This is a genomic window from Paraburkholderia sp. CI2, assembly GCF_014201055.1.
Taxonomy (GTDB): Bacteria; Pseudomonadota; Gammaproteobacteria; order Burkholderiales; family Burkholderiaceae; genus Paraburkholderia; species Paraburkholderia tuberum.
In genome coordinates, this window is the sequence record NZ_JACHDL010000006.1 from 157422 (window position 1) to 172893 (window position 15472).

Annotated in this window: 17 protein-coding genes and 1 other RNA gene; 8 read left to right on the top strand and 10 right to left on the bottom strand. The window is 64.7% G+C overall.

Annotated features, from left to right (window positions below; translation table 11 throughout):
- Nucleotides 1-36 precede the first annotated feature (36 nt).
- A complete protein-coding gene (purH, locus tag HDG32_RS11275; RefSeq protein ID WP_184066695.1) occupies nucleotides 37-1602 on the top strand; it encodes a bifunctional phosphoribosylaminoimidazolecarboxamide formyltransferase/IMP cyclohydrolase in 1566 nt (521 codons plus the stop codon).
- A gap of 74 nt (nucleotides 1603-1676) precedes the next feature.
- Here purH and HDG32_RS11280 read toward each other — a convergent pair whose 3' ends face one another.
- On the bottom strand, nucleotides 1677-1916 hold the full coding sequence (locus HDG32_RS11280; RefSeq protein WP_018421774.1) for a hypothetical protein: 240 nt from the start codon (nucleotides 1914-1916) through the stop codon (nucleotides 1677-1679).
- A gap of 131 nt (nucleotides 1917-2047) precedes the next feature.
- Here HDG32_RS11280 and ruvC point away from each other — a divergent pair, with 131 nt between their 5' ends.
- The 4 genes from ruvC to HDG32_RS11300 all read left to right on the top strand — a co-directional run bounded on the left by ruvC (nucleotide 2048) and on the right by HDG32_RS11300 (nucleotide 5341).
- Entirely contained in the window at nucleotides 2048-2590 is a 543-nt protein-coding gene (gene ruvC / locus HDG32_RS11285; protein ID WP_184006515.1) for a crossover junction endodeoxyribonuclease RuvC, read from the top strand.
- 76 nt (nucleotides 2591-2666) lie between these two features.
- Complete coding sequence (ruvA, locus tag HDG32_RS11290; RefSeq protein ID WP_184066698.1) at nucleotides 2667-3248, top strand: Holliday junction branch migration protein RuvA; 582 nt, start codon at nucleotides 2667-2669, stop codon at nucleotides 3246-3248.
- A gap of 30 nt (nucleotides 3249-3278) precedes the next feature.
- Nucleotides 3279-4340, top strand: a complete 1062-nt coding sequence (gene ruvB, locus HDG32_RS11295; protein WP_184066701.1) for a Holliday junction branch migration DNA helicase RuvB — start codon at nucleotides 3279-3281, stop codon at nucleotides 4338-4340.
- A 23-nt stretch (nucleotides 4341-4363) separates the two neighbouring features.
- A complete protein-coding gene (locus HDG32_RS11300) occupies nucleotides 4364-5341 on the top strand; it encodes an oxygenase MpaB family protein (RefSeq protein ID WP_184066704.1) in 978 nt (325 codons plus the stop codon).
- Nucleotides 5342-5377: 36 nt separating this feature from the next.
- Here HDG32_RS11300 and HDG32_RS11305 read toward each other — a convergent pair whose 3' ends face one another.
- The 3 genes from HDG32_RS11305 to tyrS all read right to left on the bottom strand — a co-directional run bounded on the left by HDG32_RS11305 (nucleotide 5378) and on the right by tyrS (nucleotide 7854).
- Nucleotides 5378-6046, bottom strand: coding sequence for a histidine phosphatase family protein (locus HDG32_RS11305; protein ID WP_184066707.1), 669 nt, complete (start codon nucleotides 6044-6046; stop codon nucleotides 5378-5380).
- Nucleotides 6047-6148: 102 nt separating this feature from the next.
- Nucleotides 6149-6607: a D-aminoacyl-tRNA deacylase gene (gene dtd, locus HDG32_RS11310; protein ID WP_184066710.1), complete on the bottom strand. Its 459-nt coding sequence runs from the start codon at nucleotides 6605-6607 to the stop codon at nucleotides 6149-6151.
- Nucleotides 6604-7854: a tyrosine--tRNA ligase gene (gene tyrS / locus HDG32_RS11315; RefSeq protein ID WP_184066713.1), complete on the bottom strand. Its 1251-nt coding sequence runs from the start codon at nucleotides 7852-7854 to the stop codon at nucleotides 6604-6606. Before tyrS ends, dtd begins: the two co-directional genes overlap by 4 nt.
- A 179-nt stretch (nucleotides 7855-8033) precedes the next feature.
- Here tyrS and HDG32_RS11320 point away from each other — a divergent pair, with 179 nt between their 5' ends.
- On the top strand, nucleotides 8034-9164 hold the full coding sequence (locus HDG32_RS11320) for an anhydro-N-acetylmuramic acid kinase (protein WP_184051084.1): 1131 nt from the start codon (nucleotides 8034-8036) through the stop codon (nucleotides 9162-9164).
- 121 nt (nucleotides 9165-9285) lie between these two features.
- Here the strand turns inward: HDG32_RS11320 and erpA are convergent, their stop codons facing one another.
- From erpA to rplM, 3 genes are all read right to left on the bottom strand, one after another.
- The gene (gene erpA, locus HDG32_RS11325) at nucleotides 9286-9651 is read right to left on the bottom strand and encodes an iron-sulfur cluster insertion protein ErpA (RefSeq protein WP_027198818.1); all 366 of its coding nucleotides are present in this window, start codon (nucleotides 9649-9651) and stop codon (nucleotides 9286-9288) included.
- Nucleotides 9652-9885: 234 nt separating this feature from the next.
- Nucleotides 9886-10278, bottom strand: coding sequence for a 30S ribosomal protein S9 (gene rpsI / locus HDG32_RS11330; protein ID WP_184066716.1), 393 nt, complete (start codon nucleotides 10276-10278; stop codon nucleotides 9886-9888).
- Nucleotides 10279-10289: 11 nt separating this feature from the next.
- Nucleotides 10290-10718, bottom strand: coding sequence for a 50S ribosomal protein L13 (gene rplM / locus HDG32_RS11335; protein WP_013090508.1), 429 nt, complete (start codon nucleotides 10716-10718; stop codon nucleotides 10290-10292).
- A 637-nt stretch (nucleotides 10719-11355) separates the two neighbouring features.
- On the opposite strand from rplM, the gene HDG32_RS11340 reads away from it, so the two are divergent.
- Nucleotides 11356-11778 carry an OsmC family protein gene (locus tag HDG32_RS11340; RefSeq protein ID WP_026226035.1) on the top strand — a complete coding sequence of 141 codons (423 nt, stop codon included), beginning with the start codon at nucleotides 11356-11358 and terminating at the stop codon, nucleotides 11776-11778.
- Between the two features lie 86 nt (nucleotides 11779-11864).
- Here HDG32_RS11340 and rnpB read toward each other — a convergent pair.
- The 3 genes from rnpB to pyrC form a co-directional block, all read right to left on the bottom strand.
- Nucleotides 11865-12278: RNase P RNA component class A (gene rnpB, locus HDG32_RS11345), an RNA gene on the bottom strand.
- A gap of 35 nt (nucleotides 12279-12313) precedes the next feature.
- Nucleotides 12314-13243, bottom strand: coding sequence for a DUF3025 domain-containing protein (locus HDG32_RS11350; protein WP_184066719.1), 930 nt, complete (start codon nucleotides 13241-13243; stop codon nucleotides 12314-12316).
- An 11-nt stretch (nucleotides 13244-13254) separates the two neighbouring features.
- A complete protein-coding gene (gene pyrC / locus HDG32_RS11355; RefSeq protein WP_184066722.1) occupies nucleotides 13255-14316 on the bottom strand; it encodes a dihydroorotase in 1062 nt (353 codons plus the stop codon).
- 163 nt (nucleotides 14317-14479) lie between these two features.
- On the opposite strand from pyrC, the gene HDG32_RS11360 reads away from it, so the two are divergent.
- Complete coding sequence (locus tag HDG32_RS11360; RefSeq protein WP_184066725.1) at nucleotides 14480-15439, top strand: class II glutamine amidotransferase; 960 nt, start codon at nucleotides 14480-14482, stop codon at nucleotides 15437-15439.
- Nucleotides 15440-15472 lie beyond the last annotated feature (33 nt).

A 15472-nucleotide genomic window follows, 5' to 3' on the forward strand; every position in this document is an offset into this window, starting at 1 on the left:
CCCTGCCACGTTTCCCTTCGGCTTTTCGTCTTCATCATGATCAAGCAAGCGCTCATCTCCGTTTCCGACAAGTCCGGCATCGTCGACTTCGCCAAATCGCTGTCGGACCTCGGCATCAAGATCCTGTCGACCGGCGGCACCGCGAAACTGCTCGCGGACGCGGGCCTGTCCGTCACCGAAGTCGCCGACTACACGGGTTTCCCGGAAATGCTCGACGGGCGCGTGAAAACGCTGCATCCGAAGGTGCACGGCGGCATCCTCGCGCGCCGCGATCTGCCCGAGCACATGGCCGCGCTCGAGAAGCACGACATTCCGACCATCGACCTGCTGGTCGTGAACCTGTACCCGTTCGTGCAGACCGTGTCGAAGGAAGAATGCTCGCTCGAGGACGCGATCGAGAACATCGACATCGGCGGCCCGACGATGCTGCGCTCGGCCGCGAAGAATCACCGCGACGTGACGGTGGTGGTCGATCCGGCCGACTACGCGGTCGTGCTCGACGAAATGCGCTCGAACGGCAACACGGTGTCGTACAAGACGAACTTCCACCTCGCGACCAAGGTGTACGCGCACACCGCGCAATACGACGGCGCGATCACGAACTACCTGACGAGCCTGACCGACGAGTTGCGGCATTCGTCGCGCAACGAGTACCCGGCCACCTTCAACATGGCGTTCGACAAGGTGCAGGACCTGCGCTACGGCGAAAACCCGCATCAGAGCGCGGCGTTCTACCGCGACCTGGCGGTGCCGGCCGGCGCGCTCGCGAATTACAACCAGTTGCAGGGCAAGGAACTGTCGTACAACAACATCGCCGACTCCGACGCGGCGTGGGAATGCGTGAAGACCTTCGACGTGCCGGCCTGCGTGATCGTCAAACACGCGAATCCGTGCGGCGTCGCGCTCGGCGCGGACGCTCACGAAGCGTATTCGAAGGCATTCCAGACCGATCCGACCTCGGCGTTCGGCGGCATCATCGCGTTCAACCGTGAAGTCGACGAAGCGACCGCGCAAGCGGTGGCGAAGCAGTTCGTCGAAGTGCTGATCGCGCCGTCGTTCAGCGCCGAAGCGCGTCAGGTGTTCGCGGCGAAGCAGAACGTGCGTCTGCTCGAAATCACGCTGGGCGAAGGCCATAACACGTTCGATCTGAAGCGCGTCGGCGGCGGCCTGCTCGTGCAGTCGCTCGACTCGAAGAACGTGCAGCCGCGCGAACTGCGCGTCGTCACGAAGCGTCATCCGACGCCGAAGGAAATGGACGACCTGCTGTTCGCATGGCGAGTCGCGAAGTACGTGAAGTCGAACGCGATCGTGTTCTGCGCGAACGGTATGACGCTCGGCGTCGGCGCGGGCCAGATGAGCCGCGTGGATTCGGCGCGCATCGCGAGCATCAAGGCGCAGAACGCCGGTCTGACGTTGGCCGGTTCGGCGGTCGCATCGGACGCGTTCTTCCCGTTCCGCGACGGTCTCGACGTGGTCGTCGCGGCAGGCGCGACCTGCGTGATCCAGCCGGGCGGCTCGGTGCGCGACGACGAAGTGGTCAGCGCCGCCGACGAGCACAACATCGCGATGGTGCTGACTGGCGTGCGTCACTTCCGTCATTGATCGGCTGAAGTTCGGTAGCCGCAAGACAGGCCCGGCGGGTTGTCCGCTGGGCCTTTTGTTTCGCGGCGACGCGTTCAATCGTCCGGCTCTTTGCGCGCGTAACCGTCCCGCACCTGCGCATGCTGGCTGATGTACGTACCCAAACCCCGGCCCCGCCGCGCGAGACGCTTCAGCACCGCGACATGTTCGGCGCCGACACTCGCCTCTGTGTACCAATACACGACGCCCGGCCGAAAGCGCACCTTGATGAAATCGTCGCCGATTTCGTAAGCGTCGACACCCGAGTCGCCACTGAGATTGCGGTAGCGCTCCATTCTCGATCGCCCTCCCTGCGCAAAGCCTTTAGCAGCTTTTATTCCGCTAAGCATGCTGCCAGCGGACCGCCGCGCGCCGCGTTCGATGTAGTATCGCAGGCACCTGGTTTTTATCGCTTGTGCGGCACCTCATGAGAATTCTCGGCATCGACCCCGGCCTGCGCGTGACCGGCTTCGGCGTGATCGAACAACACGGCCACACACTGAGCTACGTCGCGAGCGGCGTGATCCGCACCGCCGACGCCGATCTGCCGTCGCGGCTCGGCACCATCTTCGCGGGCATCTCGACGCTGATTCGCGAGCACGCGCCGGATCAGGCGGCCATCGAAAAAGTCTTCGTCAACGTCAATCCGCAGTCGACGCTGCTGCTCGGCCAGGCGCGCGGCGCCGCGATCTGCGGGCTCGTCGCGGGCGGCGTGCCGGTCGCCGAATACACCGCGCTGCAGCTGAAGCAGTCGGTGGTCGGCTATGGCCGTGCGACCAAGGAGCAAATGCAGCAGATGGTCGTGCGGCTGCTGAGCCTGTCGGGCGTGCCCGGCACGGACGCCGCCGACGCGCTCGGCATGGCCATCTGCCACGCGCACGGCGGCTCGACACTGAGCACGCTCGGCGGCATCGCGCCGGCGCTCGCGAAGAAGGGGTTGCGAGTGCGGCGCGGCCGTCTGGTCGGCTAGCGCAACTATGCCCCGCGCCGCCGATCCGCTGCGCTACACTCGCGCTTTCCCATCCGACTCTGAAAACTAATCCGCCATGATCGGTCGCATCGCCGGCGTTCTGCTGGAAAAAAATCCGCCGCATCTGCTCGTCGACTGCAACGGCATCGGCTATGAAGTAGACGTGCCGATGAGCACCTTCTACAACCTGCCGTCGACCGGCGAGCGCATCGTGCTGCTCACGCAGATGATCGTGCGCGAGGACGCGCATCTGCTGTACGGCTTCGGCACCGCGCAGGAACGCTCGACGTTCCGCGAGCTGCTGAAGATTTCCGGCATCGGCGCGCGCATGGCGCTCGCGGTGCTGTCGGGCATGAGCGTCTCAGAGCTCGCGCAGACCGTCACGATGCAGGACGCCGCGCGCCTCACGCGTGTACCGGGCATCGGCAAGAAGACCGCCGAGCGGCTGCTGCTCGAACTGAAGGGCAAGCTCGGCGCCGACCTCGGCGCGATGGCGGGCGCCGCGTCGCCATCCGACCACGCGTCCGACATCCTCAATGCGCTGCTCGCGCTCGGCTACTCGGAAAAAGAAGCGCTCGCGGCGATCAAGAACGTGCCGGCCGGTACGGGCGTGTCCGAGGGCATCAAGCTCGCGTTGAAGGCACTGTCGAAGGGCTAAGCGCCAAGCCGCGCGCGGTACAATGACCGCATGATCGAAACCGACAAACTCGCCGCCGAGCGCATCATCACGGCCACGCCCGTGTCGCCGAACGAAGAAGCGTTCGAGCGCGCGCTGCGCCCGCGTCAGCTCGACGAATATGTCGGGCAGGAGAAAGTGCGCGGCCAGCTCGAAATCTTCATCGAGGCCGCGAAGCGCCGTTCCGAATCGCTGGACCACGTGCTGCTGTTCGGGCCGCCGGGCCTCGGCAAGACCACGCTCGCGCACATCATCGCGCGCGAGATGGGCGTCAATCTGCGGCAAACGTCGGGGCCGGTGCTCGAACGCGCCGGCGACCTCGCCGCGCTGCTGACCAATCTCGAAGCCAACGACGTGCTGTTCATCGACGAAATCCACCGGCTCTCGCCGGTCGTCGAGGAAATCCTGTATCCAGCGCTCGAGGATTATCAGATCGACATCATGATCGGCGAAGGGCCGGCCGCGCGCAGCGTGAAGCTCGATCTGCAGCCGTTCACGCTGGTCGGCGCGACCACGCGCGCGGGTATGCTGACCAATCCGCTGCGCGACCGCTTCGGCATCGTCGCGCGACTCGAGTTCTATAACGCCGAGGAGCTCACGCGCATCGTCACGCGTTCGGCCGCGCTGCTCGGCGCGCAGATCCATCCGGACGGCGCGTTCGAAATCGCCCGTCGCGCGCGCGGCACGCCGCGTATCGCGAACCGCCTGCTGCGGCGCGTGCGCGACTTCGCCGAAGTGAAGGCCGACGGCAACATCACCGCGCAGGTGGCCGACGCCGCGCTCAGCATGCTCGACGTCGACGCGGTCGGCTTCGACCTGATGGACCGCAAGCTGCTCGAAGCGATCCTGTACAAGTTCGACGGCGGCCCGGTTGGTGTCGACAATCTCGCGGCGGCAATCGGCGAGGAGCGCGACACGATCGAAGACGTGCTCGAGCCGTATCTGATCCAGCAGGGCTTCCTGCAGCGCACGCCGCGCGGCCGCATCGCCACGCTGCTCACGTACCGGCATTTCGGACTGGCCGCGCCGGATTCGGCGAGCGCGCGGCCGGGTCTGTGGGATTCCACGAACTGAGTCACGCGACGAGGCCGACCAGGATGTCAGACCAGACCCAGCAACCCGGCCCTTCCAATCGTTCACCTGTCAATCCCGCCGGCGACCCGTCCGGCAATTTCACGCAGCGCCTCACCCACCGCCTGCGCTCGAAGCTCGCCTCCGGCGTCACGCATCTGACGACCGGCAGCGGACCGGTGCTCGACTACTCGTCGCCGCCGGGCGACCCCGGTCTGTTCGGGCCGGACTCCGTCTGCTGGAAGGTCCACGCCGACTTCACGTCGATGATGACCGGCGGCATCAGCGCGCTGCTGCTTCAGGCGCTGCATCCGCTCGCGCTCGCGGGCGTCTGGGATCACTCGAGCTTTCGCACCGACATCCTGGGCCGGCTGCGTCGCACGGCGACGTTCATCGCCGGCACGACGTACGGCAGCAAGAACGATGCGCTCGCGCTGATCGAGCGCGTGAAGCGCATTCATCTCGACGTGACCGGCGTCGCACCGGACGGCCAGTCGTATCGCGCGAGCGAGCCCGCGCTGCTGACGTGGGTGCACGTCGCGGAAGTGTCGAGCTTCATGACCGCGCATCTGCGCTATGTGAATCCGGTGCTGTCCGTCGCGGCGCAGGATCAATACTTCGCGGAAACCGCACGCATCGCGGAAATGCTCGGCGCCGTCGATATTCCGCGCTCGCGCGCCGAGATCGAGGCGTACCTGCTCGCGATGCGGCCCGCGCTCGTCGCGAGCGAGCGCACGCGCGAAGTCGTGAGGATTCTGATGAACGCGCCGGCACCGAGCTTCGCGATGCGACCCGCCGGCACGCTGATGCTCAACGCGGGGGTCGATCTGTTGCCCGACTGGGCGCAGACGATGCTCGGCTTGAATCGCCACGCGGCGCTGCGTCGAATCTTCGCGCGGCCTGCCGTGCGGGTCGTCGCGCCGGTGATCCGCTGGGCGCTGGTCAATGGAGTATCGAAGCGGGCTCGGCGGCGCGCGGCGGCGGCGGTGCGGGAGCAGGATTGATTGCGCCACGCGTCTCGGGCCATTGCCCGGCTTTGCTTACCGCCCCGGTCCCTTCCTGAAACCATCATCGTCGGCGCTGCCCGCGTCGAGATGCGCTACGTCCGCCCATGACACGATCGTCGCGCGACCGTCCCCGTAATCGACGACGTTCAGGCTGGTGTTCAGCAGCGGGTAGTCGCGCGGTGCGTCGAGCCGCATGCCGGTTGCAAAGCGGCGCACGCAGTCGAGCACGCCGCCATGCGTGACACAGGCGATGCGCCCGCCCGGATGCGCGGCGACGAGCGGCTCGATCGCATGCACGATGCGGTGGTAGAACACGCGATGCGACTCGCCCTCGGGCGGCGCGAAGCCGGGATCGCGGGTTTGCCACTGCGCGTATTCGTCGGGGAAACGCAGCGCGATCTCGTCGCTGTCATGGCCCTGGAACGCGCCGTACGAGCGCTCGCGCAAGTTCTCGCGCGACTGCAGCGGCAGGCCAAGCGCCTCGCCGATCGGCTGCGCGGTCTGCTGCGCGCGCTGCAAGTCGCTCGAATAGATCGCGTCGAGCCGCGCGCCCTGCTTCGCCTCGTCGGCGAGGCGCTGCGCGAGACGTCGCGCCTGCGCGACGCCGGTCGTCGCAAGCGGAATGTCGATGTGGCCTTGAATGCGCTTGATGCGGTTCCAGTCGGTCTCGCCGTGCCGGATAAACAGGATCTGCGTCGTCATGAGAGAGAGGTGCCGTTCGCGGTTGTGTCGAGCGACTATTGTCGCAAAAAGCAGCGGCACGGCTCGCCTGCGGCGACGGCATGCTCGAACGTTTGCGTTCTTTTACGCGTTGGTCTGCAACCAGAACGTGACCGGCCCGTCGTTGACGAGCGACACCTGCATATCCGCGCCGAACTCGCCAGTCTCGACGATCGGATGCTTCGCGCGCGCGGCCGCGACGAAGTAGCCGAACAGGCGCTTGCCCTCGTCGGGCGGCGCGGCTGGCGTGAAGCTCGGGCGCAGGCCGCTGTTGGTATCGGCCGCGAGCGTGAACTGCGACACGAGCAGCAGGCCGCCCGCGCGTCCGGCGCCGTCGAGATTCTGCACCGACAGGTTCATCTTGCCGGCCGCGTCGCTGAACACGCGGTAACCGAGCACCTTGGCGAGCAGCTTGTCGGCCGTGGCCTCGGTGTCGCCGCGCTCCGCGCAGACGAGCGCGAGCAGGCCCGCGTCGATCGCGCCGGTCACGCGATCGGCGACGCGCACTTCGGCGCGCCGCACGCGTTGGATCAGCGCGATCACGCCGTCAGCGTCACGCGCGCGAAACGGCGCTTGCCGACCTGCACGACGTACTCGCCCGCTTCGACCTTCAGGCCCTTGTCGGACACCGCGGCGCCGTCGATCTTCACGCCGCCTTGCTCGATGTTGCGCAGCGCCTCGCTCGTCGACGGTACGAGGTTCGCCTGCTTCAGCAACTGGCCGATCGCGAGCGGTGCGCCCGCGAGCGTCACGGCCGGGATGTCGTCGGGCACGCCGCCCTTCGCGCGATGGTTGAAGTCCTCGAGCGCGCGTTCGGCGTCCGCCTGCGAGTGGAAACGCGCGACGATCTCCTGGCCGAGCATCACCTTGAAATCGCGCGGATTACGGCCCGCGTCGGCCTCGCGCCTGAAGCCGGCGATTTCGTCCATCGGACGGAACGACAGCAGTTCGAAGTACCGCCACATCAGCGTGTCGGAGATGCTCATCAGCTTGCCGAACATGTCGGTCGGCTTTTCGCTGATGCCGATGTAGTTGTTCTTCGACTTCGACATCTTCTCGACGCCGTCGAGCCCTTCGAGCAGCGGCATCGTCAGGATGCACTGCTGCTCCTGGCCGTACTGCTTCTGCAACTCGCGACCAACCAGCAGGTTGAACTTCTGATCCGTGCCGCCGAGCTCCAGGTCCGCGTTCAGCGCGACCGAGTCGTAGCCCTGCATCAGCGGGTACAGGAATTCGTGGATCGAGATCGGCACGCCGCCCTGGAAGCGCTTCGTGAAGTCCTCGCGCTCGAGAATGCGAGCGACCGTGTAGCGCGACGCAAGCTTGATCATGCCGTCGGCGCCTAGCGGCATCGACCATTCACTGTTGTAGCGAATCTCGGTCTTGTCGCGATCGAGCACGAGCGCGGCTTGCTCGAAATAGGTCTTCGCGTTCGATTCGATCTGCTCGCGCGTGAGCGGCGGGCGGGTCGCGTTGCGCCCGGACGGGTCGCCGATCAGCGACGTGAAGTCGCCGATCAGGAAAATCACCGTGTGGCCGAGGTCCTGCAACTGGCGCATCTTGTTCAGCACGACCGTGTGGCCGATGTGGATGTCGGGTGCAGTCGGATCGAGCCCGAGCTTGATGCGCAGCGGCTTGGCCGTCGCCGCGCTGCGCGCGAGCTTTTGCGCGAATTCGTCTTCGATCAGCAGTTCGTCGACGCCGCGCCTGGTCACGGCGAGCGCGTGACGGACTTCGTCGGTGATCGGGAAGGCGGAAGCGGGATTGGGCTGGGTGGACTCGGTGCTCATGCTGGAAACGTGAAGTCGCGAAAAAACAGGATTGTCCCATAGATGCGCGCCGCCGCGCCCACTCACGCGCCCCGCACGGCCCCGCGACGGGCCAATTCGTTGCGGCTCGCGTCACCTTCGCCGTTTGCGCCGATAATCTGCTACAACGAATCGGAATGAACATCGACAGGAGCAGCGACGTGGCGCAAGATCCCGCAGACGGCATCTATTTCGGACTGATGTCGGGAACCAGCATGGACGGTGTGGACGGCGTGGCCGTCCGGTTTGCCAATGGGAAGCCGCCCGAGGTGCTGGCCGAGGCGTTCGTCGGCTTTTCGGCCGGCATCCGCGAAGCGCTGTTCGCGCTGCAACAGCCGGGGGACAACGAGATCGAGCGCGAGGCGCTCGCCGCCAACGCGCTCGCGACGCGCTACACGGTGTGCTGCCACGATCTGCTGCGCGACAGCCGCGTATCGGCCGATGACGTCCGTGCGATCGGCGTGCATGGGCAGACCGTGCGGCATCGGCCGGAAAAGGGGTATACGCGACAGATCAACAACCCGGCGCTGCTCGCGGAAATGCTCCATATCGACGTGGTCGCCGATTTCCGCAGCCGCGACGTCGCGGCAGGCGGCCAGGGTGCGCCGCTCGTGCCCGCTTTTCACGCGACAATCTTCGGTGCGAAGGACGAAACGCGCGTCGTCTGCAATCTTGGCGGAATCAGCAACATCACGATCCTGAACGCGACCGGCGGCGTGCGCGGCTTCGACTGCGGGCCGGCGAACGCGCTGCTCGACGCGTGGGCCGAGCGCCAGCTCGGCAAGCCATTCGACGAAAACGGTCATTTCGCGGCGAGTGGCCAGGTCGATCGCAAGCTGCTGAACGCGTTGCTCGACGAACCATTCTTCGCGGAGCAGCCGCCCAAGAGCACCGGCCGCGATCTGTTCAACACCGCATGGCTCGATGCGAAGCTCGAGCCGTTCTCCGCGCTCGCACCAGCCGACGTACAGGCGACGCTCGTCGCGCTGACCGCGGTGACGGTCGCGCGCGAGATTGAGCGGCATGCATCCGATGCGCGGGCCGTGTACGTGTGCGGCGGCGGCGCGCGCAATCCGGAGATCATGAAGGCGTTGCAGCAGGCGCTCGAAGACAGCGGCGTAAGCGGCGTGCCCGTGATGACGACCGACGCGCTCGGCGTGCCGCCGAGCCAGGTCGAGCCGCTCGCGTTCGCGTGGCTCGCGATGCGCTGCATCGCGCGTCTGCCGGGCAGTCTGCCAAGCGTGACCGGGGCATCCGCGGAGCGGGTGTTGGGGGCTATTTATCCGCGCTGAGAAAAGGCAGATGCGAACAAACCCACGCCTCTTGATGTCGCGGGTTGCCTCTGCGGCGCGAAAACAATAAAAAAACGGCGCCGAGGCACCGTTTTCACTGTGGCACGAAGAGCCTGTCCGCTCAGACCGAGAACGACGAACCGCAACCGCAGGTCGTGCTCGCGTTCGGGTTTTTGATGACGAACTGCGCGCCGTTGATGTCGTCCTTGTAGTCGATCTCTGCGCCGACCAGGTACTGGTAGCTCATCGAGTCGATCAGCAGCTGGACGCCGCTCTTGTTCATCACGGTGTCGTCTTCGTTGATCGCTTCATCAAACGTGAAGCCGTACTGGAAGCCCGAGCAGCCGCCGCCCTGCACGAACACGCGCAGCTTGAGCTCCGGGTTACCTTCCTCATCGATCAGTTGCTTGACCTTGTCAGCCGCTGCGTCGGTGAAGACGAAGGGGGCCGGCATCTCGGTCACGGGGGTGTCGGTGACTGCGTTCATTCGAACTCTCCAAATAGCTTTAGCCGATATTGTAGGGCTGTTCCGGATATCGTGCTGAAGCCCACAAAATCAATGGGTTCTTGCTGCAAGGTCGATGCAAGGCGAGCCGATGCCGCTTGGGCGAACGAGACCGGCCCGCGAACCCCGGCGAACCATAAAAAAAGCCGCCTTCGCGCGTGGCGTTGGCGGCTTTTGCTGCAAACCGGCGTGAAGGCCGGTTCGCGCCCGAAACGATTAACGCTTCGAGAATTGCTTGCGGCGACGCGCCTTGTGGAAGCCGACCTTCTTACGTTCGACTTCACGAGCGTCACGCGTGACGAAGCCAGCCTTCGACAGTTGCGGCTTCAGCGTTGCGTCGTAGTCCATCAGCGCGCGGGTGATGCCGTGGCGAACCGCACCGGCTTGCCCCGTTTCACCGCCGCCGGTCACGTTGACCTTGATGTCGAACGTGACACCGTGGTTCGTGAGCTCCAGCGGTTGACGCACGATCATCAGCGACGTTTCGCGCGAGAAGTAGTCGGCGATGGGCTTGCCGTTCACAACGATGTCGCCCTTGCCTGCCTTGATGAACACGCGAGCGACGGCACTCTTGCGGCGGCCCGTGCCGTAATTCCAGTTACCGATCATGTGGGCTCCCCTTAGATCTCGAGCGCCTTCGGCTGTTGTGCCGAATGCGGATGCGTTGCGTCAGCGTAGACCTTCAGCTTCTTGATCATCGCGTAGCCGAGCGGACCCTTCGGCAGCATGCCCTTGACCGCTTTCTCGAGCGCACGGCCCGGGAAGCGTTCCTGCATCTTGCCGAACGTCGTTTCATAGATACCGCCCGGGTAGCCCGAGTGACGGTAGTACTTCTTGTCGGTAACCTTGTTGCCCGTGACCTTCAGCTTGCCGGCGTTGATGACGATGATGAAATCACCGGTGTCGACGTGGGGAGTGAATTCAGGCTTGTGCTTGCCGCGAAGACGGTGTGCCACTTCGCTGGCGACACGCCCGAGAACCTTATCCGTCGCGTCAATCACGTACCATTCGCGCGTCACCTCATGGGCTTTTGCGGAAAACGTCTTCATGATCGATCCAAAAAAATTGCTGCGCCCAATGTGTTCTTTCCTGCTTGTAGTGTGCGCATCGAGGCGCGTGCAGGCTCTCCCTGGTTCTTCTTCCGCGGGCGCGGATGCGGAAAAGCCCTGAATTATAAAGGAATTTGTGCTGGCAAGTCAAAACGTGCGATGCGCTCGCCGCGAGCGGCCAGGAAACGGGGCGAAACGCCTGACAAACGGGGGCGAAAAAAAACCCGAACGAGCGGCTCGGGTTTAATCCACCAAAGGAGGAGGTGGAGGAGACAGCGGAGGTTGCAGAACTGCTGCAACGATGGAGTAAATTATAAGAGTCACCCTTGTGCAACGCAAGAAGATTTGCATTGTGAAATGAGTTTTCATAATGTGACAGATTCGATGCACGGAGGACATTTGACGAAACTCCTTTTGGATCAAGCACTAAAGGCCAAAGAATTCGAATCGCATCAGGCATGCCCAAGAGTAAGGACCCTAAACTGCCCGAGGAATTCTGGAACCGCCCGCCCATTCCGCACCGCAACAAGAAAGCAATCGCCGTGCATGGACGCGGGATGCGCTCAGCGTGCGCCAATCGTCAGACACCGGGCTACAATGCCGTCTCGACAAAGCGATGCGCGGTGGGAGTGACAGCATGGAATGCAAAGTAAGCTGGATGGGACAAGACGGGATGGCGTTCGCGGCCGAGACGGGCAGCGGTCATCTGGTCGCGATGGACGGCGCACCCGAGGGTGGCGGACGCAACCTCGCGCCGCGCCCGATGGAAATGGTGCTGCTCGGCACCGGCGGCTGCACCGCCTACGACGTCGTGATGATCCTGAAGAAGAGCCGCCAGGAGATCGCCGGCTGCTCGGTGACGCTGAAGGCCGAGCGCGCGAGCGAAGATCCGAAGGTGTTCACGAAGATCCACTTCCACTTCACGGTGACGGGCAAGAATCTGAACCCGGCGACCGTCGAGCGCGCGATCAACCTCTCGCACGACAAATACTGCTCGGCGTCGATCATGATCGCGAAGACCGCCGAGCTCACGCATTCGTTCGACATCGTCGCGCTCTGAGCGCGAAAGCGATGGCGGCCACGGCCGCCACCCCGCCCCAAATGAAAAAGCCGGCGTCCCAACGGACGCCGGCTTTCCTTATACAGCGGCAAAGCAGGCCGATAAGCCGGATTCTGTGCACGCGCCGCGCCCGAAGACTCGACCCGCGTGGCAGCCATTCCTCTAGGCGCGCCATTACTGACGCGCTCAAGCTTCCTACCCGCAGACGAGACGGGGGCCCCGTCCTGCATCGCGAAGATGCGCGCCTGCCTACTTGGAATTGCTCCGGGTGGAGGTTACCGTGCCGGTCTGCCTTGCGACAGCCGCGGTGCGCTCTTACCGCACCGTTTCACCCTTACCTGATCCCGACTTGCGCCGGGCCATCGGCGGTTTGCTTTCTGTTGCCCTGTTCCGCGTGTCGCCACGGATGGCCGTTAGCCATCACCCTGCCCTGTGGAGTCCGGACTTTCCTCGCCCTCGTTGGCCGAAGCCGTCGAGGCCGCGACTGCCTGGCCTGCTTTGCTGGCGCGAATTTTAACACCGAACTTGGAAGCGCCTAGCGCTTGCGCCGCCCCGTGCGGAACACGGACGTGTCGTCGTAGAACGCCGGCGATTCGTTCTCGGGCCACCAGCCCGGAATGCCGAGCACCGGCAGCGGCGCGAACATGCGGCTCGTCAAAGCGTCGGGGCCGAGCAGCGCCGCGCTGACGGCTTCATCGAGGTATGCGTCGCGCGTCGGGGTGTCCCATTCGAAATACTCTGCCGGAACGTCGACGATCCATGCATGGCCGGTGCAGCCCTTGAACGGCGCGATCAGCTTTTCGAGCAGCGCATGGCCGAAGCACCGCACTTCGCAGCGCCGCCCCCACGCATCGCGCCACGCGACAAACAGCGTCTGCCACTCGAAGCCGCGTAGCGCGGCGCTCAGCGAAGAATCGGCGCAAGCGAACAGCAGCGCGTTTTCGTCGAAGAGGGTCAGCATGTCGCGCACACCGCCACGCGTCGGGCCGACGCCGAGCACGTCGAGTTCCGCCGACTGGCGCGCGTTCAGCGCCGCCTTGATGCGCGGAAACGCGAACCACATCGAACCGTTGAAGAAGTCGTGCAGATTGTGGCGCGTCGGCACGCAACCGGTCGACGCTATATGCCCCTCGTACGCGGCACCCGGTGGCAGGTCGTCCTGCGCGATGAACGCAAGAGGCTGGCCGCGGCCGGTGGTCTGTTGCATCTGGGCGGCGTCGGCGTTCATCGCGGCGAGAAGGTCCGCGTAGCCGGTCAGCGCGGCTTGCTGCCAACGCTGACCGCGTGTGGCGAATTGCGCGAACCACGGCTTCGACCAGTCGATTGCGGCGAAGCACGGTGGCAGAGGCTCGGGTGCCATGCCGCGCGCAGCTTGGGTCGCCGCGGCTTCATGGTCTACCGCGGAGCCCGCTTTCGCCGCCTTATCAATATTGGCAGCGCGCTGCCCCGCCTCACGCTCCCGCATCTACCGCAGCCTCAAACGAGACGCCAGCCAATCGACTCCCCGCCTCGCAGCGGCACGACCGGCGTATCGCCGGCCGGCAGCTCGGCCGGCAGCGTCCATTCCTCGCGACGCAGCGTGACCTTCTCCGTATTGCGCGGCAGACGGTAGAAGTCCGGACCATGGAAGCTCGCGAAGCCTTCGAGCTTGTCGAGCGCGCCGGCCTTCTCGAATGCTTCGGTATAGAGCTCGAGCGCGTGCAGCGCGGTGTAGCAGCCCGCGCAACCGCACGCGTGTTCCTTCAGCCCCTTCGGATGCGGCGCGCTGTCGGTGCCGAGGAAGAAGCGCGGATCGCCCGAGGTCGCCGCCTCGACCAGCGCGACGCGATGCGTCTCGCGTTTGAGCACCGGCAGGCAGTAGTAATGCGGACGGATGCCTCCCTGGAAAATCGCGTTGCGGTTGTACAGCAGATGGTGCGCGGTGATCGTAGCGCCAAGCAGTTCCGGCGCGACGCCCGCTTCGCGGACGTAGTCGGCCGCGTCCTTCGTCGTGATGTGCTCGAACACGACCTTCAGCGCCGGAAATGCGCGGCGCAGCGGCATCATCACGCGATCGATGAAGACCTTTTCGCGATCGAACAGATCGATGTCCGAATCGGTCACCTCGCCATGCACGAGCAGCGGCATGCCGACTTCCTGCATCACTTCCAGCGTCTTCGCGCACTTCATCAGATCGGTGACGCCCGCGTCGGAGTTCGTCGTCGCGCCCGCCGGGTACAGCTTCACGCCGTGCACGAAGCCGCTCTCGCGCGCGCGGCGGATCTCGTCGGGCGGCGTGTTGTCGGTCAGGTACAGCGTCATCAGCGGCTCGAATTTCGCGCCCTCGGGAATCGCGGCGATGATGCGCTCGCGATATGCCTTCGCCATCGCGGTCGTCGTGACCGGCGGCTTCAGGTTCGGCATGATGATCGCGCGACCGAACTGGCGCGCGGTGTCAGGCAGCACGGCCGCGAGCATCGCGCCGTCGCGCACGTGCAGATGCCAGTCGTCCGGACGGACCAGTGTGACGGAATCGGGGGAAACGTTGGAAGCAGTCATGGCAGGAATACGAGACTTCGGGCGCCTCGCTGATCGACCGGTCAAACCGCGTTGTAGCGGCCCAAACACATGTCAATTTCGCTATTTGGCGGGTTCGGCTCGGTGATATGCTTGGAAGATCATCATTGTAACGGCTCACTCCGTTCACAGGCTCACCTGCAACATGTGCCAACTTCTCGGAATGAACTGCGCCGCGCCGACGGACGTCACGTTTTCCTTTACCGGCTTTGCGGCGCGTGGCGGCGTCACCGATCACCACGCCGACGGCTGGGGCATCGCTTTCTTTGAAGACAAGGCGTGCCGCTTGTTCATCGATCATCAATCGTCGGCCACGTCGCCGATCGCCGAGATGGTCAAGCGCTATCCGATCAAATCGAAAAACACGATCGCGCACATCCGCAAGGCGACGCAAGGGCACATCCTGCTCGAAAACTGCCACCCGTTCATGCGCGAACTGTGGGGGCGTCACTGGATCTTCGCGCATAACGGCGACCTGCAGGCTTACGCGCCGGAACTGAACGGCGTGTATCAGCCGGTCGGCACGACCGACAGCGAACTCTCGTTCTGCGCGCTGCTGGAAGGTTTGCGTAAGGCTTTTCCGGGCGCGCAGCAGCCGCCGCTTCACGAGCTGTTCGCCGCGCTCGAGACGCTCACGCGTGAAATCACGCAGTACGGCGTGTTCAATTTCCTGATGTCTAACGGCCAGGCCCTGTTCGCGCATTGCTCGACGCATCTGCATTACGTCGTGCGTCGCTGGCCGTTTTCGACCGCGCATCTGGTCGACGCGGACGTGTCGATCGATTTCGCCAAATACACGACACCCGAAGACCGCGTCGCAGTCATCGCGACCAAGCCGCTGACCGACAACGAAGTGTGGACCGCGTTCAAGCCCGGCGATCTGCTGATGTTCCAGCATGGCGACGTGATCGGCTGCGCCAATATTCCGGTGCCGGAGTCGGTGCTCGAAAAGCTGCGCAATCCGGCGCTCGACGCATCGGCGTCGGCCACGACGATCGCGGCGTCGAACGGCGCGCACGCGGTGGGCACGAGCGCAACCACGCTTTCACCCGACAGCGAAACCGATCTCGAAGCCGCCGATGACACGGCAGCGTTCGAGTCGTAAGCCGCCGCGTCACCCTACGCGTGCGAAACAAAA

What these genes read in the sequence shown, in the direction of transcription:
- HDG32_RS11280 (WP_018421774.1), bottom strand. Translation starts at nt 1,916, where the DNA reads ATGGAGCGCTACCGCAATCTCAGTGGCGACTCGGGTGTCGACGCTTAC.
- HDG32_RS11350 (WP_184066719.1), bottom strand. Translation starts at nt 13,243, where the DNA reads ATGCGGGAGCGTGAGGCGGGGCAGCGCGCTGCCAATATTGATAAGGCG.
- rpsI (WP_184066716.1), bottom strand. Translation starts at nt 10,278, where the DNA reads ATGATCGGTAACTGGAATTACGGCACGGGCCGCCGCAAGAGTGCCGTC.
- rplM (WP_013090508.1), bottom strand. Translation starts at nt 10,718, where the DNA reads ATGAAGACGTTTTCCGCAAAAGCCCATGAGGTGACGCGCGAATGGTAC.
- erpA (WP_027198818.1), bottom strand. Translation starts at nt 9,651, where the DNA reads ATGAACGCAGTCACCGACACCCCCGTGACCGAGATGCCGGCCCCCTTC.
- ruvC (WP_184006515.1), top strand. Translation starts at nt 2,048, where the DNA reads ATGAGAATTCTCGGCATCGACCCCGGCCTGCGCGTGACCGGCTTCGGC.
- HDG32_RS11340 (WP_026226035.1), top strand. Translation starts at nt 11,356, where the DNA reads ATGGAATGCAAAGTAAGCTGGATGGGACAAGACGGGATGGCGTTCGCG.
- ruvB (WP_184066701.1), top strand. Translation starts at nt 3,279, where the DNA reads ATGATCGAAACCGACAAACTCGCCGCCGAGCGCATCATCACGGCCACG.
- HDG32_RS11360 (WP_184066725.1), top strand. Translation starts at nt 14,480, where the DNA reads ATGTGCCAACTTCTCGGAATGAACTGCGCCGCGCCGACGGACGTCACG.
- tyrS (WP_184066713.1), bottom strand. Translation starts at nt 7,854, where the DNA reads ATGAGCACCGAGTCCACCCAGCCCAATCCCGCTTCCGCCTTCCCGATC.
- purH (WP_184066695.1), top strand. Translation starts at nt 37, where the DNA reads ATGATCAAGCAAGCGCTCATCTCCGTTTCCGACAAGTCCGGCATCGTC.
- pyrC (WP_184066722.1), bottom strand. Translation starts at nt 14,316, where the DNA reads ATGACTGCTTCCAACGTTTCCCCCGATTCCGTCACACTGGTCCGTCCG.
- HDG32_RS11305 (WP_184066707.1), bottom strand. Translation starts at nt 6,046, where the DNA reads ATGACGACGCAGATCCTGTTTATCCGGCACGGCGAGACCGACTGGAAC.
- HDG32_RS11300 (WP_184066704.1), top strand. Translation starts at nt 4,364, where the DNA reads ATGTCAGACCAGACCCAGCAACCCGGCCCTTCCAATCGTTCACCTGTC.
- ruvA (WP_184066698.1), top strand. Translation starts at nt 2,667, where the DNA reads ATGATCGGTCGCATCGCCGGCGTTCTGCTGGAAAAAAATCCGCCGCAT.